The organism is Streptomyces sp. HP-A2021 (genome assembly GCF_022807935.1).
GTDB lineage: Bacteria > Actinomycetota > Actinomycetes > Streptomycetales > Streptomycetaceae > Streptomyces > Streptomyces afghaniensis.
In genome coordinates, this window is sequence record NZ_CP094344.1 from 300,674 (window position 1) to 319,718 (window position 19,045).

A 19,045-nucleotide genomic window follows, 5' to 3' on the forward strand; every position below is an offset into this window, starting at 1 on the left:
AAGTCATGGACAGGGTTCATGACTGGCGTTGTCCGCCGGATCCTCCGCTTCCACGTACATGATCATCTATGGGAGGCGCCTCGGCTACTTGACTCCGCCGTCGACTGGTGAACGCCTGCTGTCTCGCTCGCCTTGCTCTGCCAGCGGGCAAGATGATCCTGAGCCCTCAGCGTATCCGGATGGTGCGGGCCGAGTATCCGCCCATAGTCCGCAAGGAGTTGCTTCAAGGCCGCTACGGCGCCCTGCGCATCCCCCGCCTTACCCCGCCAGTAGGCGAGAAGCAGCCGGGTAGCGAGGGTGAGCCGGTGTTCCGGGCCCCGCACCCGCTCCTGTTCCACAAGGAGTTGTCGGAAGGCTGCGGCTGCGCCGGCGGCATCCCCCGCCTTCCCCCGCCAGTTGCCGATGTTGGTCAAGGCGTTGAGCGTATCCGGATGGTCCGGGCCCAGCACCCGCTCCCGGCCAGCGAAGAGCTGCTCGAAGGCCGCGGCGGCACCAGCCGCATCCCCTGCCTCCCCCCGCCAGTAGGCCAACTTGTGCAATGCGGCGAGGGCGTCGGGGTGATCGAGCCCCAACACCCGCTCCAGACCGGCGAGGAGCTGCTCGAAGGCCGCGGCAGCACCGGCCGCATCCCCCGCCTCCCCCGTCGAGTAGGCAAGGCCCTTCCAAGTGCGAAGCGTGTCCGGGTGGTCGGGGCCCAGAACCCGCAGCGTCCGTCCAAGCAGTAGCTTGAAGGCTGCGGCGGCGCCGGCCGCATCCTCCGCCTCACGCCGCAAGCAGGCAAGGTTGTTCAAGGCGGTGAGGGCGTCGGGGTGCTCGGGCCCCGACACTCGCTCCAGGCAGACGAGGAGCTGCTCGAAGGCCGCGGCGGCACCGGCTGCGTCCCCCGCCTCCTTCCGCGAGTAGGCAAGGTTGTTCCGAGTGGTGATCGTGTCAGTGTGGTCCGGTCCCAATATCCGCTCCTGGTCCGCCAGGAGCTGCTGGAAGGCAGCGGTTGCACCGGCCGCGTCCCCCGCCTCCCCTTGCCAGTAGATCAGATTGTGTCGGGCGGTGAGCGTGCCAGGGTGGTCGGGCCCCAGCACCCGCTCCCGGCCGGCGAAGAGCTGCTCGAAGGCTGCGGCGGCACCAGCCGCATCCCCCGCCTCCACCCGCCATTTGGCCAAGTCGTTCCAAGCAGTGAGCGTATCCGGGTGGTCAGGGCCCAGCACCCGCTCCAGGTCCACGAGGAGTTCTTCGAGTACGGCGACTGCGCTGGCCGCATCCCCTGCCTCCGCCCGCCAGTAGGCAAGGTTGCTCCGAGTGGTGAGCGTGTCAGTGTGGTCCTGCCCCAGCACCCGCTCCAGGTCCACGAGGAGTTCTTCGAGCGCAACGGCTGCACCAGCCGCATCCCCCGCCTCCCCCCGCCAGCGGGCGATGTTGGATCGAGTGGTGAAAGTGTCGGGGTGGTCGGGCCCCAGCACGCGCTCCTGATATGCGAGGAGCTGCTCGAAGGCCGCGGCGGCACCGGCCGCATCCCCTGCCTCCCCCCGCCAGTAGGCAAGGTTGCTCCGAGTGGTGAGCGTGTCAGTGTGGTCCTGCCCCAGCACCCGCTCCAGGTCCACGAGGAGTCCTTCGAGCGCAACGGCTGCACCAGCCGCATCCCCCGCCTCCCCCCGCCAGCGGGCGATGTTGCCTCGGGTGGTGACAGTGTCGGGGTGGTCGGGCCCCAGCACCCGCTCCAGGTCCACGAGGAGTTCTTCGAGCGCAACAGCTGCGCCAGCCGCATCCGCGCCCTCTCCCCGCCAGTAGCCGATGTTGGCTCGGGTGGTGAGAGTGTCGGGGTGGTCGGGCCCCAGCACCCGCTCCCGGTGGGCGAGGAGTTCTTCGTAGGCTGTGGCGGCGCCTGCGGCATCCCCCGCCTCTCCCCGCCAGTAGGCGACGTTGTTGCGGGCGGCGAGGGTGTCGGGATGGTCGGAGCCCAGCACCCTCTCCAGGTACGCGAGGAGTTCCTCGAAGGCTGCGGCGGCGCCAGGCGCGTCCCCCGCCTTCCCCCGCCAGTAGCCGATATTGGTCAAGGTGGTGAGGGTGTCGGGGTGGTCGGGGCCCAGTACCCGCTCCAGGTCTGGGAGAAGTTGCTCGTAGGCGGCAGTTGCCCCTGCCGCATCCCCCGCCTCCCCCCGCCAGTGGGCGATGTGGGCCCGGGTGGTGAGGATGTCGGGGTTGTCGGAACCCAGCACCCGCTCCTGGTACGCGAGAAGTTGTTCGAAGTCGACGACTGCCCCTGCGGCATCGCCCGCCTCCCCCCGTTGGCGGGCGAGGTTATGCCGGGTAGTGAGCGTGTCAGGGTGGTCCGGGCCCAGCACCCGCTCCAAGTCTGAGAGGAGTTCTTCGAGGGCTGCGGCGGCGCCGGCCGCATCCCCCGCCTCCCCGCGCCAGTAGGCAAGGTTGTGTCGAGTGGCGAGGGTGTCGGGGTGGTCCGGGCCCAGCACCCGCTCCGCCTCCGCGAGCAGCCCCTCAAGGGCTGCGGCGGCGCCGGCCGCATCCCCCGCCTCCCCTCGGCCACGTGCAATGCGGGTCCGGGTGTTGAGCGCATCGGGGTGGTCGGGCCCCAGCACCCGCTCCTGGTCTGCGAGGAGTAGTCGGAGGGCGACGACTGCGCCGGCCGCATCCCCCGCCTCCACCCGCCAGTAGGCGATGTTATTTCGAGTGGTGAGCGTGTCGGTGTGGTACGAGCCCAGCACCCGCTTCTGGTATGCGAGAAGTTCCTCGTAGGCTGCGGCGGCGCCGGCCGCATCCCCCGCCTCTCCCCGCCAGTAGGCGATATTGGTCAAGGTGGTGAGAGTGTTGGGGTGGTCGGGTCCTAGCATCCGTTCCAGGCACGCGAGGAGTTGTTCGTAGGCTGTGGCGGCGCCAGCCGCATCCCCTGCCTCCGCCCGCCATCTGGCGACGTTGTTCCGGGTGATGAGGGAGTCAGGGTGGTCGGGTCCCAGCACCCGCTCTTCGTCCGCGAGTAGTTCCTCAGAGAGTGTGGCGGCACCGGCTGCATCTCCCGCCTTCCCCCGGAAGCGGGCGATGTGGGTCAAAGCGGTGAGGGTGTTGGGGTGGTCGGGACCCAGCACCCGCTTCTCGTCTGCGAGGAGTTGCTCGAGCGCGGCTGTGGCACCTGCTGTATCCCCCGCTTCCCCCTGCCAGTAGGCGAGGCCGTGCCGGGTGGTGAGCGTCTCAGGATGGTCGGGACCCAGCACCCGGTCCCGGTCCACGAGGAGTTGCTCGTAGGCGGCGATTGCGCCTGCCACATCCCCCGCCTCCCCCCGCTGCCAGGCGATGTTGAAGCGGATGGTGAGGATGTTGGGGTGGTCGGGACCCAGCACCCGCTCCTGGTCTGCCAGGATTTCTTCGAGTGCTACGACTGCGCCGGCCGCGTCCCCCGCTGCCCCCCGTTGCCGGGTGAGGTTGGTCCGGGTGGTGAGGGTAACGGGGTGGCCCGGGCCCAGCACCCGCTCCTGGTCTGCGAGGATTTCTTCGTAGGCTGCGGCGGCGCCGGCCGCATCCCCTGCCTCCCCCCGCCAGTAGGCGATGTTGTTCCGGGTGCTGAGGGTGTTGGGGTGGTCGGGACCCAGCACCCGCTCCTGGTCTGCGAGGAGTTGTTCGTAGGCGGCCGTGGCTCCTGCCGCATCCCCGGCCTTCCCCTGCCAGCGGGCGAGCTCGTGCCGGGCGAGGAGTGTGTCGGGATGGTCCGGATCGAGGTGGTGCTGGGTCGTGCTGACCAGATGCTGGAAATAGTGGCGAGCAGCCGCGACTTGGCCGGCCTCGCCGAGGCTTCGCCCCGTACGGAGAAGCACGGGGTGAGCGCCGTCCTGGTACATGGCCCCTTGACCATGGAGGGTGACCGCATCGGCATTGACACGCAGGGCTTGAGCAAGGGCAGTGTCGCGTTCAATAGCGGGCCAAGCGGCGACCAGAGCGTCAGCGGCCGTACGAACGAGTCGGTCAAACTGGTCTGCGGGGAGAAGGAAGTCCCGGACGGTGCGTTGGACGAGCTGGTGGACGCGGACTGCTTGGTCGCCGCTGCCGGGCGCGTAGTCGATCAGGCTCAGGCGGTGCAGCGCCCGGAGCGCCTGTGTGGCCTGCGCAGTGACATCTTCGACAGACATCTCGCCCAGCGCGTCATTCGCACCCTGCTCGATCAGGTGGATGAGAGCCGGTGGGCTGATCAGAACGGAGGTGGGGATGCCGTTGGGGTCGAGCAGTGCGACGAGCTGCAGCATCGGACGGGCCAGCCCGATCGGCGGAAGCCGGTCGGCGCGCTCCAGGGACAGCGACAACGAAGCCGGGACGTTGAAGGCCTGATCGTCAGGCAATCCCGATGCCTCGGGCAGCATATCCGTGAGGTGCCGAGCTCGATCCGCAAGCAAGGCGCGGTAGTCGGCACAGCACAGGTCAGCGTCAACGAGGTAGGCCACGGCCTGGGACAGAGCCAGCGGCAGGTGCCCGAGGCTGTCGGCAAGCCCAGCGAGCTGCTCCACAGGTTCATGGTGGCCATGAGCAGCCAAAGCAGTGGTGAGGTAGGTGATTGCCTCGTCGTCTGTGAACAGCCCCACCGGCACCAGCCGACGGCCATGTCCCGTGAGGGCGGCGTCACGGCGACGTGTGGTGATGATGGTGTGGCCGTGCGTGCTGGCGGGGGGCCACAAGCCGCGCAGATCGGCGGGGTCGGCGAGGTCGTCGAGCACGACCAGCCAGCGGCGCGTGGTGCCGGGCCTGGGCTCCAGCCAGGCCAGGAACGCCCGCGCGGCAGAGTCCCCATCATGAGGGTCGGCGCCGATGATCTCGACCGCAGCCTGGGAGTAGCCTGCGACGATCGAGTCGCGGGTGCCAGCGGTAATCCAGACCAGCAGGTCGAGCTCCCCGGCCTGCCACAAGGTGCGGGCGTGGTGGGCAGCGAGCTGTGTCTTGCCGACTCCGCCAAGGCCGGCCAGAACCTGGCCATAGACCGCACCTTCCCCGCTATGGCCTGCATGATCCAGCTGCCGGGAGGTGGCCCGGTCCTGGAAGCAGTCGGCCTGCCGGGGCAACGTGCCGACTTGGTGCGGCCAGGCCACGGGGGGCCGCGGTGCGGCGTAATAGGCGACCTTGCCGATCCACGCGGCGGCGATGCTGTGATCGCTTGCCGCAATACTCACTGGCGCACCGATAACCGCAGGTGCTGGGGGTTGGCTTGTCGGCCCGCTCAGTCCTGGGGCCGGGCCGACGCCGGATGAGGGCCGACGTGTGCATCCCCCTGGATCACTGCGCCCGCGATCGATCCCTGCTCCGCGCGGATGTCCAGGTTTCCGCCCGCGGCCACTCCGCCCTGCCCGGCCGTCACAGCCACGCCTGGGACGTGACCGACCAGCAGCGTACGGAGTTGATCGGCAGCCTGGTCACGCTCCGGCGCATCCAGGCGCTCCAACAGCGCCTCGACGCGGGCATGCCAGGCGGCTTCCTGGCTGATCCGCACCCTCTCCACCTGGGTCGGGTCAGCAGTTTCCAAAGCAGCGGCGGTCTGGTCAAGCCGCTCGAGTTCCGCCCGCTCCCGCTGGGCGTCGCCCCTTGCGAACCAGCGCGCCACCGCTAGCCGGAACCCCGTCCACGCATCCGTGCCCGCAGCCTGCACCACAGCCGTGCCGCCCGCCGCGGCCAACGCCGTCAGCGTCTCCACCAGCATCTTTCCGGCCTCCTCACTTGAGCGGCCTCTCTCAAACGTAACGCCACACATGACGTCCCGCAGATGCAGCGCCTTGCAGGAACACCCTCGTGCTCATTGCCGGCGGATACCCATACACACTCGAAAACGTGATCGTCATAGGGCCAGCCGATGCTCATGAACAGCCCAACAGTGCATGAATGGTTTCGGCCGGCGCACCCTGCTGGACCTGCGTGAGCGGCTCGACGGGCTGCGCGAGTCCGGTTCGCCGTTCGAGGGGCCGGTGCGGGAGGCGGGCGCGCGCTGGGTACGGCCGGAGCTGGTGGCCCGGATCGCGTTCGCCGAGTGGACGCGGGACGGCATGCTGCGCCACCCCGCGGTACCTGGGGCTGCGGGGCGACAAAAAGCCATGGGACGTGGTGCGGGAACGCCCGTCGGGGCATGCTGCCGCGTGAGCGGGCCGGTCAGAACAGCGGCGTGAGCGGCTGTTCGCACCAGATGGTCTTGCCCCGGGTGGTCTGCCGGCTGCCCCAGCGCTGGGTGAGCTGGGCGACCAGCAGCAGTCCGCGGCCGCCTTCGTCGTCCTGGTGGGCCCGCCGCAGGTGCGGGGAGGTCGAACTGCCGTCGGACACCTCGCAGATGAGGGTCTGGTCGCGGATGAGACGGAGCTGGATGGGCGCGGCGCCGTACCGGATGGCGTTGGTGACCAGTTCGCTGACGACGAGCTCGGTGACGAAGGCCGTCTCGTCCAGCCCCCACGCGGTGAGCTGCTCGGTGGCGGCCTGGCGGGTGGCGGCCACCTGCGCGGGGTCGGGCGTCACGTCCCAGGTTGCGACCTGGTCCGCGCCCAGTGCCCGGGTGCGGGCCAGCAGGAGGGCGACGTCGTCGCCGGGCTCCTCCGGCAGTACGGCCTTCAGCACGGTGTCGCACAGGGCGTCGAGCGAGTCGGCGGGCACGGTCAGGGCGCGGCACAGCTCGTCCGTGGCGTGGTCGACGTCGCGGTCGCGGTCCTCGATGAGGCCGTCGGTGTAGAGGGCGACGACGGAGCCCTCGGGCAGCTGGAGCTCCGTCGCCTCGAACGGCAGCCCTCCGACGCCCAGTGGGGGCCCGGCGCTCATGGGGATCAGCCGTGCGGATCCGTCGGGCAGTACCAGGGCGGGCGCGGGGTGCCCGGCGGCGGCCAGGTTCAGCCGGCGTGTGACGGGGTCGTAGACGGCGTACAGGCAGGTCGCGCCGAGTTCGGCGACCTCGTCGCCGTCCTCGTCCGACGCGAGGTGGGTGACCAGGTCGTCGAGGTGGGTGAGGAGTTCGTCGGGCGGCAGGTCCACGTCGGCGAGGGTCCGTACGGCTGTGACCAGGCGGCCCATGGTCGCCGTGGAGGGGATGCCGTGGCCCACGACGTCACCGACGACGAGCGCGACCCGGCTGCCGGACAGCGGGATCACGTCGAACCAGTCGCCGCCGATGCCGGCCGCCGAGCCGGAGGGCAGATAGCGGTGGGCGACCTGGACGGCGGCCTGACCGGGCAGTCCCCTCGGCAGCAGGCTGTGCTGGAGCGCCAGCGCGGTGGTGCGCTCGCGGGCGAAGCGGCGGGCGTTGTCGACGCAGACCGCGGCACGGCTGGCGAGTTCCTCGGCGAACACGGCGTCGTCGGCGGCGTAGTCGTCCGGCTTCCGGATGCGCACGGCGACCGCGACACCGAGGGTGGTGCCGCGGGCCCGGAGCGGCACCGCCATCATCGAGTGGGCGCCCTGGCGGTAGGGGCTGCCCTGCGGGGAGCGCGTGTTGCGCTCGGCGACCCAGCGCATGAAGGACGGCTCCCCCGCCTGGCTGACGATCGCCCGGCCCTCCCGCATCGCCCGCGCGATGGGGGAGAACGCGGGGTAGGCGTCCACTTCTCCCAGGTGGACGGCGGCTTCCGGGGTGCCCTCCGTGACGGAGCCGTGGGCGACGCGGCGCAGCACGATCTCGTCGGTGGGCACGGTCGGCGACTCCTCCGCGCCGAGGACCCAGTCGAACAGGTCCACGCTCGCGAAGTCGGCGAACCGGGGCACCACGACCCCGATCAGCTCCTCGGCCGTGCGCACCACGTCCAGAGTGGTGCCGATGGCCGCCGCGGCCTCGTTGAGCAGTGCCAGCCGCTGTCGCGCCCAGTACTGCTCGGTGCTGTCGAACGCGGCCAGGGCGGTGCCCAGGAGCTCGCCGGAGTGGTCGCGGACCGGCCACATCTCGGTGACCCAGGCGTGCTCCCGGTTCAGGGCCGGGGCGCCGGTGTAGCTCTCGTAGCGGAGCGGGCGGCCGGTCTCGACGACGTGGCGGAGGTGCCAGTTGAAGCCCTGGCTGTGCTCGGCCTCCTCGACGGTCTCCGGGAAGTGCCGCCCCAGCAGGGTCTCCTCGGGCACGCCCATCACATGGCAGGCGGCGTCGTTGAGCCGTAGATAGCGCTGGTCGGTGTCGAACACGGACATCGACATGGACGCCTGCTGGAAGGCCTTTCCGGCCAGGGACGTCTCGGCGCTGCCGGGCGGCTCGGCGGTGATCACGAAGCCGTGCGGTGCACCGTCCGGGCCGGTCACGGCGCAAGCTCTGACGCGGAGCCCGATCAGATAGCCGTCGTGGTGCCGCACCATGACGGTGCCCGACCGCGCGGACACCGCCTCGGGCGGCACGTCCTCGGCGAGCAGCTCCCGTACGGACCGGCCCACGGCCTCGTCGGCCGGGTAGCCGGTCAGCCGCCGGGCACCCTCGCTCCACCCCGTCACGGTGCCGCGAGCGTCGATGATCGCAGCAGCGGAGGCGTCCTCCATATCGTCCAGGATTATCCCTTTGCCGCCCTGTATCAACCGCGACGGAGCATTCGTGACAGCGTCAGCTCCGGTGAGCGCGCAGGGCGGCGAGGGCCCGGTCGGCGTGCGCGTTCATGCGCAGTTCGCTGCGTACGACGTCGAGGACGGTGCGGTCCTGCGCTACGACGAACGTGGTGCGTTTCGTGGGTGCCAGGGAGAAGCCGCGTTTCACGCCGAACCGCTCACGGACCGTGCCGTCGGTGTCGGACAGCAGGGGCATGCCGAGGGCGTGCTGTCCGGCGAACTCCTGCTGGCGCTCGACGGTGTCCCCGCTGATGCCGACGGGGCGCGCGCCGACGGCGGCGAACTCGGCGGCGAGATCGCGGAAGTGGCAGGCCTGTGCGGTGCAGCCGGGGGTCAGGGCGGCCGGGTAGAAGAAGAGCACGACCGGGCCCTCGGCGAGCAGCCCGGACAGGCTGCGGACGGTGCCGGTCTCGTCGGGCAGGGCGAAGTCCTCGACCGTGTCCCCGGTCTCCAGGCGCGCGGTCACGACCGGCCCTGCGCGTTCCGTGCGACGCCGCGGGCCCAGAGTACGAGGGGCACCTGCAGAGGCAGGCGGCCGAAGGCCGCGGCCTTCTGCGGCGCGGGGCGGTGGCGCCAGTCCGCCGCCATCTTCACGTTGGCGGGGAACACCCCGACGAAGAAGGCCGCCGTGGCCAGCGCGGCCGCCTTGCGGGTGCGCGGCAGCGCCAGGCCGGCGGCCAGCGCGAGCTCGGCGGCTCCGCTGGCGTGGGTCCAGGTCCTGGGCTTGCCCGGCAGACCGCTCGGGATGGTCGCGTCGAACGGGCGTGGAGCGGCGAAGTGGGCGACCCCCGCGGCGGCCAGCAGGCCGGCGAGCAACAGGGGCGAGCGTTCGGACCGGGACACGGTTCCTCCTCTGATGGCCTGCCGCGCGATATTACTGGACGGTAAAAGGGTGGCTCCGGCGGGGGCTTGGACAGGTCAGCCGCGCCGGTTGTACGCGCCCGGCGTGTAGCCGAACGAACGGCGGAAGACGTCGATGAAGGCGCTGGCGGAGGACCAGCCGCAGCGGTGGGCGACGGTCGTGACGGGCAGGCCGTCGGCCAGCATCCGCAGGGCGTGGTAGAGCCGTGACTGGGTGCGCCACTGCGGGAACGTCATGCCGAACTCGCTGCGGAAGAGCCGGCTGAGGGTGCGCTCCCCCACTCCGGTCGCGGCGCCGAGGGCGGCGAGGGTGCGCGCGTCGGCCGGGTCGTCGTGCACGAGCGAGCAGACGGCGGCCAGGCGCGGGTCGGCGGGCGTGGGCAGACGCAGCGGCTGCTGCGGCGAGAGGCGCAGCTGGTCGCACAGGACGGCACGCAGCCGGTGCCGCTCGGGGCTGTCGTCGCCGGGGTCGCGGGTGCAGGCGAGGATCAGCTCACGCAGCAGCGGGCTGACGGCGAGGACGGCCGGGTGGTCCAGGCCCAGCGGGTTGTCACCCGTGGGCAGGCCGACCAGGTGCAGGTCGAGCCGGCCGTGGGCGCGGTGGGCGTGCACGGTGCCGGCCGGGACCCAGATGGCGCGGGTGCCGGGCGCGAACCAGGTGCCGGCGTCGGTGGTGACGGCGACGACGCCGGAGCCCGCGTAGACGATCTGGTGGTCGTCGTGCCGGTGTGCGTCGATGCGGTCGCCCGCGGCCATCCGCTGGGCGCGGGTCGGGGCTGTCGGGGTGTGGCGGATCTTCGGCACAGTCAGGCAGATTATCGGAAGCGGGCCAGGCTCCTGGGCGGCGACGATCTCCGGGTGACCGCTTCCCGCCGCAACCGGCCCGTCGCCCTGATGTCCCTGGGACACGCCTGCGTGGACGTGTACCAGGGCGCCGTGGCCGCTCTGGTGCCGTACTTCGTCGCCGAGCGCGCCTACTCCTACGCCGCCGCCTCCGGTGTCGTACTGGCCGCTTCCCTGCTCTCGTCGCTGGTGCAGCCGCTGTTCGGGGTGCTCACCGACCGGTGGGCGATGCCGTGGCTGCTGCCGCTCAGCGCCCTGACGGCCGGTGCGGGCGTCGCCCTGAGCGGGGTGACCGGCTCCTACGCGTCGACCCTGGCGGTGGTCGCCGTGTCGGGGGTCGGGGTGGCCGCCTACCATCCGGAGGCCGCCCGGGTGGCGCGGGCCGTCGCGCACGGCCGGCACACGGCGATGGGCTGGTTCTCCTTCGGCGGCAACGCCGGTTTCGCCCTGGCGCCGCTGCTGGTGTTCGCCGTGATGGCGACGGGCGGCCTGCGCGCCTCTCCCCTGCTGGCCGTCCCGGCGGTGGCGGGAGCGGCGCTGTGCGCGGCGGCGGTGCGCGCGGCCGCGTCCGGCGTGGCGGAGGCGGGTGCACCCGTCGGCGCGGGTCGGGACGACTGGCCGGCCTTTCTGCGGCTGTCCGGGGCCGTGGTCTGCCGTTCGGTCGTGTTCGTCGGTCTGAGCGCGTTCGGCTCGCTGTACGTGCGGGAGCGGACCGGGGGCGGGGAGGTGGCCGGTACGGCGGCGCTGTTCGTGCTCTACGCCGGTGGTGCGGTGGGCACGCTGGCCGGGGGGCGGCTGGCCGAGCGGTACGGGCGGCTGGCGGTGGTGCGCCGGACGTACGCCCTGACGGTGCTCGCCGTGGCCGGTCTGGTTCTGGTGCCGGGGCCGCTGGTGTACCTGTTCGTCGCGCTGGCGTCGGCGGGCCTGTACGTGCCGTTCTCGCTGCACATCACCCTGGGCCAGGACTGTCTGCCCCGGCGGGTGGGCACCGCGAGCGGGGTCACGCTGGGGCTGACGGTGAGCGTCGGCGGCCTCGCCGCGCCCCTGCTCGGGGCGCTGGCCGACGCGGCGTCCCTGCGGACGGCGCTGCTGCCGCTCATCGCCCTGCCCGCGGTGGGCCGGCTGCTGCTGTGCCGGCTGCGTGAGCCCGCACCGCCCGGCCCCGGGGTCGCCGAGCGGGCGGATCCGCGCGACCCGGCCGCACGGTGACCTGCGTGCGTCAGGCCCGGCCCACCGGGGCGGACCGGTCCTCGGGCTCTTCGTCGACGGCGTGGGCGAGGAAGTCGTCGACCATGCGGTGGAAGAGCGTGGCGAGCTGCCGGAGCTCCTCGGCCGGCCAGTCGGACAGGGCCATCTGCATGCCGCGGACCCCGGCCTCGCGGACCTTGGCGATGGCCTGCCGGCCGGCGTCGGTGAGCTCGATGCGCTGGGCGCGGCGGTCGTCGGGGTCGGGGACGCGGGTGACGTAACCGGACTTCTGCAACTGCTGCACCGTGCGCGTGACGTGCGAGGCCTCCACTCCCAGCCGGGCGGCGAGCTCCCCCGGCCGCAGCGGCTCGGAGTCGGCCACCTGCCGCAGCAGCGCGACGGCGGCACGGTCGAGCGGTACGCCCGCCAGAGCCATCAGCCGGTCGTGCTGGCGGGCGCGCGTGCTCAGGTACGTGATACGGGTGAGCGCGCGCTCGATCTCGATCACTTCCGGGGAGGGGGCGTCGGGGAGCGGTGGTGTGGACATGTGAGCCACTTTACCATCTCGTTGCCTAACTCAAGTAATTCACGGGTTGCGGTCGGCACCCGCATCGACGCCGTTCAGGGGAAAGACCCGGAAAACGGGCGTGGCCGGGCGCGGGGACGTCCACAACTCACCCGTGGACCTGCCGCTGATCCCGCCCATGCTCGCCACGCCCGGCACCCTGCCGTCCGCCGCGCAGGACGCGCGCTGGGCCTATGAGACCAAACAGGACGGCCAGCGCGTGGTGGTCTATCTCCCCGGGGACGGCAGCGTGCTGCTGCGCGCCCGCTCCGGGGAGGACATCACGGCCGCGTATCCCGAACTGCGGCCCCTGGGCAGCGCCTTGGGCCCCGTGCCCGCCGTGCTGGACGGGGAGATCCTGGCCCTGGACGAACAGGGCCGGGCGAGCTTCCAGTTGCTGCAGTCCCGCATGGGTCTGGCGCACGCGCCCGCGAGGGCGGCCCGGCGGGCGGCGGAGGTGCCGGTCCATCTCGTGCTGTTCGACCTGATGCACCTGGGGGACCGGTCGCTGATCCGGCTGCCCTACGCACGACGCCGCGCGGCACTGGAGGACCTCGGCCTCGCCGGCCCCTCCTGGTCGACCCCGGCCGCGATCGTCGGCCACGGCGCCGAGGCCCTGGCCGCCACCCGGGAGCACGGAATGGAGGGCCTGGTCTGCAAACGGCTGGACTCGGTGTACGAGCCGGGGGTGCGCTCCCGGGCGTGGATCAAGATCCGCAACATGCGCACCGAGGACGTGCTGGTCGGCGGCTGGCAGCCCGGCAAGGGCCGGCTCACCGGCCTGCCCGGCGCGGTGCTGGTCGGGCAGCGCGCCGCGGGGCGGCTGCGCTACGTCGGGAGCGTGGGCACCGGCTGGAGCGAGGCCGAACGGACCGAACTCGCCGGGCTGCTGCGGGCCGCCGCGACCGACGTCTGCCCCTTCGACCCCGCTCCGCGGGCTCCGGGCGCGCACTGGGTCGTACCCCGGCTGGTCGGCGAGGTCCGCTACAGCACCCGCACCCGGGAGGGCCTGCTGCGGCAGCCGTCCTGGCTGCGGCTCCGGCCGGATCTCGCGCCCGAGGAGGCCGCGGCCGACATCCCGGACGACATGGTCTGAAACGGGGCCGCGACTCTGGCTGTTGGGTTGCGATTCACCTCTGAGATCACACCTCCCTCTTGGCATGGACGCGTTCAGCCTGGAAGCTGAACCTCCCTTTCCCCCCACAGCCGTTGGGCTGCGCCCAAGAGGAGGACGCAGTGTCGTCACGCCCGTTCGCACCCCGCAGGAGATGGCTCACCGGACTGGCCGGTGCCGCCGCCCTCGTCCTCGCCTTCCCCGCCACGGCCTTCGCCGCCCCGCCGCGGGCGCTGCCCGCCAACGCCGAGTCGCTGGAGCGGACGTTCCAGCCCGCCTATGACTACGACACCGACGGCTGCTACTCCACGCCCGCCATCGGCGCGGACGGCACCGTCAACGGCGGACTCAACCCGACCGGCGCGCTCAACGGCGACTGCCGCGACGCCTCGGACCTGGACAACACCAACGGCTACGCGCGCTCCAAGTGCAACAACGGCTGGTGCGCCATCCTGTACGCCCTCTACTTCGAGAAGGACCAGGCGGTGGCCGGCAGCGGCATCGGCGGCCACCGGCACGACTTCGAGCACGTCGCGGTGTTCGTGCAGGACAACCAGGTCAAGTACGTCTCGACGTCCGCCCACGGCTCGTTCAGCGTGCACGCGGCGTCGCAGGTCCGCTTCGACGGCACGCACCCGAAGATCGTCTACCACAAGGACGGCGTGAGCACCCACTGCTTCCGTCTCGCCAACGCGAACGACGAGCCGCCGGAGAACCACAAGGGCACCTGGCAGTACCCGCCCCTGGTCGGCTGGAACGGCTACCCCGCCGGGGTGCGCGACAAGCTGACGTCCTACGACTTCGGCAGCGCCAACTTCGGCCTCAAGGACGCCAACTTCGCCAACCACCTCGCGTCGGCCAAGCCTTCGGGTATTGCGTTCGATCCCTACGCCTGATCCGGCACCGGTCCGGCTGGTGGCCTAGGTCCCCGGCCGGGTCCGGCTTCCGCCCCGCGTCCGATCCGTCGGCGCGGGGCGGCCGCATAGCGTCCCGTTCATGGACGCACACGACACGACAGGGACACTCGAGGAAGCCTTCGAACGGCTCCACGCCTCGGGGCCGGAGCGGCTCGGCCGGCTCACCAACCACGCCCCCATGGTCGTGGAGGCGCTGGCCGCGCACGGGCAGGCGGGTGCCGTGCACCGCTGGCTGGACCTGTACCGACCCAAGCTGGAGGACTTCCCCACTCCCGTGGCACCGGTGACCGACGCCAACTGGCGCGAGGCGCTGGGAGATCCGCGCCGGTCCGCCGACTGGATCGGGTATTTCGGCAACGCCCTGGCGGAAGAGCCGTGGCGGGACGTCCTCGCGACCTGGTGGCCACGGCTGCTGCCGGGGCTGTACGGCGGCTCCACGCATCCGGTGATCCGCGTCGGCCACGCCGTACGGGCGCTGGAAGCCGGCGAGAATGCGCCGCGGCTCGCCGAACTCGCCCACGGGCTGGGCTACTGGGCGGCCCGGCACCGTCCCGTGTCCGGCGTCGCCGCACTGCCCGCCGCGCCGAGTGCGGCGCGGTCCCTGGACGCCGTGCCGCCGATCGCCGATCCCCGGGGCGGTTTTCCCGACCGCCTGGCGGCCGTACGGCGACTGCCGCTGTGGGCGGGCGACGTGACCGACCCGGACACGGCCCGGGCGCGCCTCGCCGAACTGGTCCGGGCCGCGACCCACCGGTACGCCACCCACGGCCACGGCGAGGAGACCATGCTGGTGCACGCGGCGACGGCACCCAACGCCGTACTGCGCACCCTCGGTTCCCTGCCGCGCGAGCTGTGGGCACCGAGCCTGCACGCGGCGTGGACCGCGTCCGCGGCGGTCACCGCCATGTACGCCCACGCCGAGCCCCTCACCCACGTCCCCGCGCCCGGCCGCACCGCTGAGGAGGTGCTGGAACAGGCCCTCGCCCACGGTGACGAACACGTCATCAAGCTCACCGACACCGCCCTCGACGTGGGCGACGAGCGGGCGCTGGCCGCGGCCCTGCGGGCGATCGAAATGAGCGAGCCCCTCGTCCCGAACTGACGTACGCCGAAGGGCGGTCGGGGGAGGTACGGCACGGACGTGCCCCCCGGAGGGACTATCGTGTCCGCATGTCCGTCCCCGAACTGATCCGCATCGTCTCCCGCGACTCCCCCATGGCGCTCGCCCAGGTGGAGCGAGTCCGGACGGAGCTGGCCGCCGCCCATCCCGGAGTGCGCACCGAGGTCGTACCGGTGAAGACCACCGGCGACAAGTGGATGGGCGACCTGTCCAAGGTCGAGGGCAAGGGCGCGTTCACCAAGGAGGTCGACGCGGCACTGCTGGCCGGTGAGGCCGATCTCGCCGTGCACTGCGTGAAGGACGTGCCCGCCGACCGGCCGCTCCCCGCGGGGACGGTGTTCGCCGCGTTCCTCAAGCGGGACGACGTCCGGGACGCCCTGATCCACCCGGGCGGGCTCACCCTGGACGAGCTGCCGGCCGGGACGCGGATCGGCACCTCCTCGGTGCGCCGGGTCGCCCAACTGGCCGCCACCCACCCGCATCTGGAGTGCGTGCCGTTCCGGGGCAACGCCAACCGGCGCCTGGCGAAGCTGGAAGCCGGAGAGGCCGACGCCCTGCTGCTCGCGGTCTCCGGCCTGGAGCGCATCGGCCGCGAAGACGTGATCAGCGAGATCCTCTCCACCGAGACGATGATGCCGCCCATCGGCGCGGGCGTACTGGCCCTCCAGTGCCGTGAGGACGACGCCGACCTGATCGACGCGGTGAGCGGCCTCGGCGACCCGGACACCCACCGGGAGACCACCGCCGAGCGCATGTTCCTGCACGTGCTCCAGGGGCACTGCAACAGCCCCATCGCCGGGTTCGCACAGGTGGACCGCAGCGGCGAACTGTCCCTGCGGGCCTGTGTGTTCACCCCGGACGGCAAGACCCGGCTGAACGCCCACGAGTGGGCGGGCCGGCTCGACCCGGCCACGCTCGGGACCTCGGTCGCCGTGGCGCTGCTGCGCCAGGGTGCCCGCGAGATCATCGACGGCATCCCGCACTGACCGGCGGGACGCGCTGACACCGGATCAGGCGGTGCCTTCCCCCGCCTGGTCCTGGAGGAAGACGCTCACCTGGTGGGCCAGGCTGTCGCGCAGCGCGCCCTGCTGCGCCCCGGCGGGCCCCTCGTGCGCGCCGATGCCGCCCGACCACAGCCGGCGGTCGGCCCACTCCTCCTCGACGCGCAGCTGGACCTGGACGTCCACGAGGCTCAGGGACGCCTCGGCGCCGGCCGCGTACAGCACGGCGGTGGCCCGGCGCAGCGGGTAGACGTCGAAGCCCTCGATGAACTGCGAGTTGCGCCAGTCGAGGAAGGCGCTCTCCCCGTCCGGGCCGATCCGCACGTCGATCTGGCCGTCCTCGAGGTGGACGCCGAGGTGCCGGCTGCCGCGGTTCTCGACGGTCACACGGAGGCTGAAGTACGTCAGCCCCTCTGCGGCGTCGTCCCGGCCGCGGGGCGGCTCGGCCAGTTCCAGACGGTGGACGCGGACGCGCAGACCGGCATGCTCGTCGTACTCCTGCCAGTCCCCGACCACGTTCGGCTCGTACACGCTGCACCTCTCGACCTCTGGAAGCTGCTTCCTATCTGTGGGCCGAGCGCACTGTCAAATGAGCAGAATGCGCTGTGGCCTGGCAGTTCATCCCTTTTGATCGGTGATCAAGCCGTGCCCAGCGGTTATCCGGAAACAAGTGGAGAAAGCGCTTGCCGCGGCGTGCCGCACATCACTTTCCAGGGTGAAGATCAACGGGCCAGACGGCCCAGCAGGGCCGAGGCCGCGGTGACGCCGAGGGCGGCGGCCACGAGCAGCACCGCGAAGTCGGAGGCCAGGTGGTGGGGCGTGCCGAGGAGGAGCCCGCGCAGGGCGTCGACCTCGTAGCTGAGCGGGTTGGCCTTGCTGACCGCCTGGAGCCAGCCCGGCATCACCGACACCGGGTACAGGGCGTTGGAGCCGAAGAACAGCGGCATGGTGATCGCCTGCCCGAAACCCATGAGGCGGTCGCGGCTGAGGACGATGCCGGCGATGGTCATCGACAGGCAGGAGAAGAAGGCCGAGCCGAGGACGACGATCGCGGCGACGGCGAGCAGCTCGATCGGGTTCCAGGTCAGCGCCACGCCGAGCAGGGCGGCGATGAGGAGGACCACGACCGCCTGGACGAGCGATTTGACCCCCGCCGCGAAGGCCTTGCCGGTGATCAGCGCGGAGCGCGGGGTCGGCGTGACGAGGAGCTTGTTGAGGATGCCGGCGTCACGCTCCCAGATGATCTGGATGCCGTAGAAGATGGCGATGAACATCGCGGACTGGGCGATGATGCCGGGCGCCAGGTAGTCGACGTAGGGGATGCCGCCGGTGGGGATGGCCCTGATGCGGGTGAAGGTCTGACCGAAGATCAGCAGCCAGAGGGCCGGCTGCACCGCCCGGGTGTAGAGCTCGGTGCGGTCGTGGCGCAGCTTCTGCAGTTCGACCGCGCACATCGCGCCGACGCGGGCGGGCAGCAACAGCCGGCCCGCGCGGGGCTGCGGGGGCTTGAGCAGCAGGCCGATGCCGTGGTCGGGGGCGGGGTCAGCCGACGCGGCGGGCGGTGCGGCGGGTGCTTCGGACATCGCGGAAATCTCCTGCCTCGTCGTCGAGACCACTGCCTGCCACGTCGCGGAAGACGTCCTCCAGCGTGGGCAGCGTGTCCATGGCCGCGCCCGCGGCGCGGCGGCGGGCGCCGAGTCCTTCCCTGAGCTCGGCCGGGGTGCCGAGGGCCCGGATCCGGCCGCGGTGCATCAAGGCGACCCGGTCGCAGTACTGGTCGGCCTCGTCCATGTAGTGGGTGGTCACGAGCACGGTCATGCCGGTGGCCGCGCGGACCGCTTCGATGTGGTCCCACACGCCGGTGCGGGCGATCGGGTCCAGGCCGATCGTGGGCTCGTCGAGAATCAGCAGCCGCGGGGCGCTGACCAGGGCCTGGGCGAGTTCGAGCCGCCGGACCATGCCGCCGGAGTAGGTGGCGGCGAGCCGGTCGGCGGCCTCGGCGAGGTCGACGGCGGCCAGAGCCTGGGCGACGCGCTCGGCGCGTTCCCGGCGGGGCACGTCGAAGACCCGGGCGAACAGGGCGACGTTCTCCCGCCCGGTGAGACCGGCGTCCGCCGAGAGTTGCTGCGGTACGTATCCGAGGAGCCGGCGTACGGCCATGCGGTCGCCGGCGGCGTCGTGGCCGAAGACGCGGACCGTTCCGGCCGGCACCGGCAGCAGGGTGGTGAGGCAGCGGATGGCCGTGGTCTTGCCGGCGCCGTTGGGGCCGAGCAGTCCGAAGACCTCGCCCTGCCGGACCGTGAGATCGAGTCCGTCCACGGCCCGGGTCTCGCCGAAGGCGTGGACGAGCCCGGTGCAGGCGACGGCGTCGGCCTGTGGTCGTTCGGTGTCCCGCGTCATGACTCCTCGGCCTCCTCGTGCAGGGCGTCGGCCAGCTTGCGCAGGGCCGGGATCGCGGCGTGCAGGGCCTCGCGGTCCGCCTCGTCGAGCCGCGACACCTGGCGCCGTACGAGGTCGGCGCGGCGCCGGCGCCACTCGCGCAGCCGTGCCCCGGCGGCCGGCGTGGGCAGCAGCCGGGCGGCCCGCCGGTCGGCCGGGTCGGTCTCGCGGACCAGATAGCCCGCCCGCGCCAGCTGGTTGACCAGGGTCGACACGGAGTTGGCCGCCAGCCCGAGGTCCTTCGCCGCGTCGGAGATGCCGATGCCGGGCCGCGTCACGACCAGGCGCAGCAGCTCCGCCTCGGCGCCGCGCAGCCGGGGGTCGGGCATCTCGCGGCGCAGGCGCCGCCGGATCAGCCGCTGGACCCCGACGAGCGCGTCGGCCAGCTCTTCGGGGAAGGTCTCCGGCTCCATGCGGCGAGATTAGCTCTGGGACAGAGGTAATCGGGCCAAGGCGGGGTCAAGG

At 72.1% G+C, this 19,045-nt stretch carries 16 protein-coding genes and 1 pseudogene; 6 read left to right on the forward strand and 11 right to left on the reverse strand.

From position 1 onward, the window contains the following. Positions 1-62: 62 nt before the first annotated feature. Positions 63-5,159, reverse strand: coding sequence for an FxSxx-COOH system tetratricopeptide repeat protein (fxsT, locus tag MQE23_RS01460; protein WP_243377929.1), 5,097 nt, complete (start codon positions 5,157-5,159; stop codon positions 63-65). A 47-nt stretch (positions 5,160-5,206) separates the two neighbouring features. Next, positions 5,207-5,683, reverse strand: coding sequence for a hypothetical protein (locus MQE23_RS01465; RefSeq protein ID WP_037666838.1), 477 nt, complete (start codon positions 5,681-5,683; stop codon positions 5,207-5,209). 181 nt (positions 5,684-5,864) lie between these two features. On the opposite strand from MQE23_RS01465, the pseudogene MQE23_RS01470 reads away from it, so the two are divergent. Beyond that, positions 5,865-6,117 (forward strand): annotated as a pseudogene (locus tag MQE23_RS01470) (ATP-dependent DNA ligase); the annotation flags it as partial. A 9-nt stretch (positions 6,118-6,126) separates the two neighbouring features. Here MQE23_RS01470 and MQE23_RS01475 read toward each other — a convergent pair. From MQE23_RS01475 to MQE23_RS01490, 4 genes are all read right to left on the reverse strand, one after another. Continuing rightward, entirely contained in the window at positions 6,127-8,469 is a 2,343-nt protein-coding gene (locus tag MQE23_RS01475; RefSeq protein ID WP_243377930.1) for a SpoIIE family protein phosphatase, read from the reverse strand. A 61-nt stretch (positions 8,470-8,530) separates the two neighbouring features. After that, on the reverse strand, positions 8,531-8,998 hold the full coding sequence (locus tag MQE23_RS01480; protein WP_020269746.1) for a peroxiredoxin: 468 nt from the start codon (positions 8,996-8,998) through the stop codon (positions 8,531-8,533). After that, positions 8,995-9,375 (reverse strand): DoxX family protein, encoded by a 381-nt coding sequence (locus tag MQE23_RS01485; protein WP_037666837.1) that lies wholly within the window; start codon positions 9,373-9,375, stop codon positions 8,995-8,997. Before MQE23_RS01485 ends, MQE23_RS01480 begins: the two co-directional genes overlap by 4 nt. Before the next feature lie 75 nt (positions 9,376-9,450). Further along, a complete protein-coding gene (locus MQE23_RS01490) occupies positions 9,451-10,197 on the reverse strand; it encodes a helix-turn-helix transcriptional regulator (RefSeq protein WP_020269744.1) in 747 nt (248 codons plus the stop codon). A gap of 90 nt (positions 10,198-10,287) precedes the next feature. Here MQE23_RS01490 and MQE23_RS01495 point away from each other — a divergent pair, with 90 nt between their 5' ends. Beyond that, positions 10,288-11,445: an MFS transporter gene (locus MQE23_RS01495; protein ID WP_243382431.1), complete on the forward strand. Its 1,158-nt coding sequence runs from the start codon at positions 10,288-10,290 to the stop codon at positions 11,443-11,445. A gap of 10 nt (positions 11,446-11,455) precedes the next feature. On the opposite strand, the gene MQE23_RS01500 is transcribed toward MQE23_RS01495, so the two are convergent. After that, positions 11,456-11,971, reverse strand: coding sequence for a MarR family transcriptional regulator (locus MQE23_RS01500; RefSeq protein WP_243377931.1), 516 nt, complete (start codon positions 11,969-11,971; stop codon positions 11,456-11,458). 133 nt (positions 11,972-12,104) lie between these two features. Here MQE23_RS01500 and ligD point away from each other — a divergent pair, with 133 nt between their 5' ends. The 4 genes from ligD to hemC all read left to right on the forward strand — a co-directional run bounded on the left by ligD (position 12,105) and on the right by hemC (position 16,126). Further along, positions 12,105-13,085, forward strand: a complete 981-nt coding sequence (ligD, locus tag MQE23_RS01505; protein WP_243382433.1) for a non-homologous end-joining DNA ligase — start codon at positions 12,105-12,107, stop codon at positions 13,083-13,085. Positions 13,086-13,225: 140 nt separating this feature from the next. Further along, positions 13,226-13,999 carry an NPP1 family protein gene (locus MQE23_RS01510; RefSeq protein WP_020269852.1) on the forward strand — a complete coding sequence of 258 codons (774 nt, stop codon included), beginning with the start codon at positions 13,226-13,228 and terminating at the stop codon, positions 13,997-13,999. Positions 14,000-14,099: 100 nt separating this feature from the next. Beyond that, complete coding sequence (locus tag MQE23_RS01515) at positions 14,100-15,122, forward strand: questin oxidase family protein (RefSeq protein ID WP_243377932.1); 1,023 nt, start codon at positions 14,100-14,102, stop codon at positions 15,120-15,122. A gap of 68 nt (positions 15,123-15,190) precedes the next feature. Next, positions 15,191-16,126: a hydroxymethylbilane synthase gene (gene hemC / locus MQE23_RS01520; RefSeq protein ID WP_020269854.1), complete on the forward strand. Its 936-nt coding sequence runs from the start codon at positions 15,191-15,193 to the stop codon at positions 16,124-16,126. Positions 16,127-16,150: 24 nt separating this feature from the next. On the opposite strand, the gene MQE23_RS01525 is transcribed toward hemC, so the two are convergent. From MQE23_RS01525 to MQE23_RS01540, 4 genes are all read right to left on the reverse strand, one after another. Further along, the gene (locus MQE23_RS01525) at positions 16,151-16,672 is read right to left on the reverse strand and encodes a hypothetical protein (protein ID WP_020269855.1); all 522 of its coding nucleotides are present in this window, start codon (positions 16,670-16,672) and stop codon (positions 16,151-16,153) included. Positions 16,673-16,863: 191 nt separating this feature from the next. Beyond that, complete coding sequence (locus MQE23_RS01530) at positions 16,864-17,724, reverse strand: ABC transporter permease (protein WP_243377933.1); 861 nt, start codon at positions 17,722-17,724, stop codon at positions 16,864-16,866. Then, entirely contained in the window at positions 17,684-18,541 is an 858-nt protein-coding gene (locus tag MQE23_RS01535) for an ATP-binding cassette domain-containing protein (protein WP_020269857.1), read from the reverse strand. The genes MQE23_RS01530 and MQE23_RS01535 overlap by 41 nt, the downstream gene beginning before the upstream one ends. Continuing rightward, complete coding sequence (locus tag MQE23_RS01540) at positions 18,538-18,993, reverse strand: MarR family winged helix-turn-helix transcriptional regulator (RefSeq protein ID WP_243377934.1); 456 nt, start codon at positions 18,991-18,993, stop codon at positions 18,538-18,540. Before MQE23_RS01540 ends, MQE23_RS01535 begins: the two co-directional genes overlap by 4 nt. Positions 18,994-19,045 lie beyond the last annotated feature (52 nt).

Bases quoted from the DNA above. Each gene is read 5' to 3' on its own strand.
- MQE23_RS01530 (WP_243377933.1), bottom strand. From the start codon at position 17,724: ATGTCCGAAGCACCCGCCGCACCGCCCGCCGCGTCGGCTGACCCCGCC.
- MQE23_RS01475 (WP_243377930.1), bottom strand. From the start codon at position 8,469: ATGGAGGACGCCTCCGCTGCTGCGATCATCGACGCTCGCGGCACCGTG.
- hemC (WP_020269854.1), top strand. From the start codon at position 15,191: ATGTCCGTCCCCGAACTGATCCGCATCGTCTCCCGCGACTCCCCCATG.
- MQE23_RS01535 (WP_020269857.1), bottom strand. From the start codon at position 18,541: ATGACGCGGGACACCGAACGACCACAGGCCGACGCCGTCGCCTGCACC.
- MQE23_RS01495 (WP_243382431.1), top strand. From the start codon at position 10,288: ATGTCCCTGGGACACGCCTGCGTGGACGTGTACCAGGGCGCCGTGGCC.
- MQE23_RS01540 (WP_243377934.1), bottom strand. From the start codon at position 18,993: ATGGAGCCGGAGACCTTCCCCGAAGAGCTGGCCGACGCGCTCGTCGGG.
- MQE23_RS01515 (WP_243377932.1), top strand. From the start codon at position 14,100: ATGGACGCACACGACACGACAGGGACACTCGAGGAAGCCTTCGAACGG.
- MQE23_RS01500 (WP_243377931.1), bottom strand. From the start codon at position 11,971: ATGTCCACACCACCGCTCCCCGACGCCCCCTCCCCGGAAGTGATCGAG.
- MQE23_RS01465 (WP_037666838.1), bottom strand. From the start codon at position 5,683: ATGCTGGTGGAGACGCTGACGGCGTTGGCCGCGGCGGGCGGCACGGCT.